This is a genomic window from Desulfofundulus salinus, from assembly GCF_003627965.1.
Classification (GTDB): domain Bacteria; phylum Bacillota; class Desulfotomaculia; order Desulfotomaculales; family Desulfovirgulaceae; genus Desulfofundulus; species Desulfofundulus salinus.
Map to the genome: position 1 here is coordinate 1,199,196 of NZ_RBWE01000001.1, position 3,638 is coordinate 1,202,833.

Genomic DNA, 3,638 nt, shown 5'->3' on the forward strand with positions numbered 1-3,638 from the left:
CCGTTGAGCTGGTCATTGGGCGGTATACGGCTCATGTAAACGGTAAACCGGTGGCCCTGGACATGCCGGGGAAGATAGTAGACGGCTGCACCCTGGTGCCCCTGCGCTTTATCGGCGAGTCGCTGGGCGCCAAGGTGGACTGGGACGAGACGCAGCGCACGGTGGTGATCCGTACCGGTAGAGACAAAGTGATGGAGGCTCCGGAGCCTGCAGCGGCTGCACGGCAGAAGAGGATAACGGTTACGGAGCATTTCGTTACTCCCCAAGGAGAGATTGAAAAGCGTACAGTCCGCGTGCCCTCTCCGCCCCAGAGGGTGGTTGTTACTGGGAGCTATCAGGCGGAGATTATTAAGGCCCTGGGGCAAGAAAAAAGGGTCGTGGGTGTTTACGACTATACGAAGAAAAACCAGAAGTGGCTTGGCTACGTTGAGAAAGTGCCCAGTGTTGGTAGCGCAGTTACACCTAACGTAGAGCTGATCATTTCCCTGAAGCCCGACCTGGTGCTGGAGTGGGCTATGAAACCGGAAGTCAGGAAACAGCTCGAGCGGGCGGGGATTCCCGTAATGAGGGTTTACGGATACAACCAGAATTTTTTGGGCAACGAGATCCGGACCCTGGGGCTGATTTTCCAGTGCTCGAAGCGTGCGAACGCATATGCGGATTATATTGAAAAGCACTGGCGAATGATTTCGGAAAGAACGCAAAAGCTGCGACCAAATCAGAAACCGAGGGTGTACTCGGAAAGCTCGACGAAAGAGTGGGGAAGTTCCGGTGTTGGTACCGGCACCCATGAGCTGATTGAGCGGGCCGGCGGCCTCAATATAGTAACACCGCTTCGCTTAGCTTACCCCACGGTTACACCGGAGTGGGTGGCGGCAAAGAACCCGCAGGTGGTGGTCAAGCACGTTTCTGCTGATTATGGGGGTGTGACAACAAGAGGCATCGGTTTCGAGGCCAAAACGGTAACTGAGCTGGCTTCATTACAGCAAAAGATCATGGCGCGGCCAGCCCTCAAAACTACTGCGGCGGTGGAAGGAAAACGCGTCTACCTGATTTCATCTTCTATAGCCGTTGGGCCGCGGAGTGTGGTTGGCCTCTGTTATCTAGCCAAATGGCTGCACCCGGAGCTCTTTAAAGACATAGACCCGGAGGCGGTGCACCGGGAGATGCTCAAGAAGTTCTACGGGGAGGAGCTTAAAGGCGTATGGGTTTACCCGTCGAAGTAGGCGGCCCTGGTCCGGGAGCAGATATAAGTGCCATTAAAACGGCATATTCCCGCCACATTGGCCGGAAAATCCTTCTGGTCGGTGTTTTGCTCGGCTTAACCGGTGCTACTGCCCTGGTGGCTACCGCGGTGGGAGCAGCCGGGATAAGTGTGGCGGACGTCTGGCGGGTGATTCTTTCCCATCTGGGTGTGCCGGTAACCCTGGAAAGTGATCTGGCAGAGACGGTGGTCTGGGAGATCCGCCTCCCCCGCATTCTGCTGGCCACCATCACCGGGATGAGCCTGGCCGGGGCCGGGGCGGTGATGCAGGGGGTGCTGCGCAACCCCCTGGTCTCGCCCTACACGATGGGGCTTTCCAGCGGCGCGGCCTTTGGGGCGGCCCTGGCCATCGTGCTGGGGACGGGCCTGGTGGGCGGGAACTACCTCGAAGTATCGCGGTGGCTCATCGTTACCAACGCCTTCATCTTCGGGGGGTTGACCACACTCCTGGCTTTCTCCCTGGCCCGGTTCAAGGGTATGGCACCCGAAACGCTGGTTCTGGGCGGGGTGGCCGTGGGCTATCTCTTCCAGGCAGGGGTATCGCTTTTAAAATACATTTCCAATAACGATGCCTTAAAGGAACTCGTCGTCTGGCTGATGGGCGGCTTCTGGGGGGCGGACTGGCAGACTGTGATGCTGCTTACTCCGGTGGTGCTGTTCTGTATGGCCGGACTGCTCCTGTACGCCTGGGATCTCAACGTGCTGGGGGCCGGTGAGGAGGTGGCGGCCAGTCTGGGAATTAACGTGGGGCGCCTGAGGGTTTATACCCTGGCTCTGGCTACCCTCGCTGCTGCAGCGACGGTGGCCTTCACCGGCATCATCGGGTTTGTCTGCCTGGTGGGGCCGCACATCTGCCGGATGCTTGTGGGCAGCGACAACCGGTTTTTGATCCCCTGCTCCTGCCTGATGGGAGCGGTGCTCCTGCTTCTGGCCGATACCCTGGCGCGGACCATCATTGCGCCCACGGAAATTCCGGTGGGGATTATCACCGCCCTGATGGGCTCCCCCTTCTTCATTTACCTGCTAATTAAGAAAAAGCGGCAGTGGTGGGGGTAGGTTCAATAAAGAGGAACCGGGAAAGGAGGTGGTGGAGGCAACCGGTTTATATAAGCGGCTTTCGACGTCAAGGTTAAGGGAGGGGGCGTGTAATTTTGTCAGCATGCAGAAAAAGAATCATATGACGGAGGGTCTTTAATGCCAGGGATTAAAAAAGTTGTACTTCTTTTCTTATGTCTGGTGTTTCTTTTTGCCCTGTCGGGTGGCGGGAAATTGACGAACTGGGTGATTTGGAACGCCTGGTCCTGGTTCTCGAATATCTACCCGACGAGGAACTCATGCAAAAGCTGGAGCGAGAACGTGGGCACGGCCGCAACGATTACCCGGTACGGGCGGTCTGGAACTCAATCCTGGCCGGGGTCGTATTTCAACACACGTCTATTGAAAGTCTGCGGCGGGAACTTAAGCGGAATGCCCAGTTACGTGAACTATGTGGGTTTGATCCGGTTCGGGGGGAGGATGCCGTTCCACCTTCTTATGTGTACAGCCGCATGTTAGTAAAGCTGATGCAGAACGCCGATGAAGTGGAAAAAATATTTACGCGTCTGGTGGATGAAATAAGTACCCTGTTGCCGGATTTTGGGCGGGTGCTGGCCCTGGACAGTAAAGCTATTCACAGTCTGGCCCGGGGCAAAAAGCGGGATGAAGAAGAAAAGGTCCAAAGACCTGATGGGCGCCGCGATACCGATGCTGACTTTGGCAAGAAAACGTACCGTGGGCGCAGAAAAGACGGTACCCTGTGGGAAAAAGTAGTTTCCTGGTTTGGCTACAAACTTCATCTGATAGTTGATGCTGTTTATGAACTACCCGTAGGGTTTACGGTAACAAGAGCATCAGCCAGTGACGTGAAAGAGGGGCATAAGCTGATTGAACGGGTGGCCGAACAACATCCGGAGATTATGGAACGCTGTGACGCATTAGCGGCGGATAAAGGCTATGATGACGGTAAACTAATCGTGAAACTGTGGGACGAATACCAGATCAAACCCGTGATTGACATTCGTAATCTAAGGCATGATGGCGAAGAGACACGGCTTGTGACCGGTAAAGAGAACATCGTTTACGACTACTGTGGAACGGTTTATTGCCACTGTCCCGAAACAAATAAACGTCGCGAGATGGCTTTCGGGGGATTTGAAAAGGACCGGGAAACCTTGAAATATCGGTGTCCGGCCCGGCATTACGGGGTGAAGTGCCGGGGAATGGAGCAGTGTTCCGCAAGGGGTGGAGTGCGTATTCCCCTGGCAGAGGACCGGCGGGTCTTCACGCCCTTAGCGCGGTCCAGTTACAAATGGAAGGCAACCTATAAAAAGCGTAC

At 55.7% G+C, this 3,638-nt stretch carries 3 protein-coding genes; all 3 read left to right on the forward strand.

The features are described from left to right. Positions 1-1,226: ABC transporter substrate-binding protein (locus D7024_RS06145; RefSeq protein ID WP_121451003.1), on the forward strand; the 1,226-nt coding region annotated here is incomplete at its 5' end. Further along, a complete protein-coding gene (locus tag D7024_RS06150; RefSeq protein WP_121451004.1) occupies positions 1,205-2,320 on the forward strand; it encodes a FecCD family ABC transporter permease in 1,116 nt (371 codons plus the stop codon). The genes D7024_RS06145 and D7024_RS06150, both read left to right, overlap by 22 nt. A 173-nt stretch (positions 2,321-2,493) precedes the next feature. Next, positions 2,494-3,638 (forward strand): transposase (locus D7024_RS06155; protein ID WP_133306400.1); only part of this gene is annotated, 1,145 nt, incomplete at its 3' end.

Excerpts from the sequence above, each read along its gene's own strand:
- D7024_RS06150 (WP_121451004.1), top strand. The coding sequence starts at position 1,205 with ATGGGTTTACCCGTCGAAGTAGGCGGCCCTGGTCCGGGAGCAGATATA.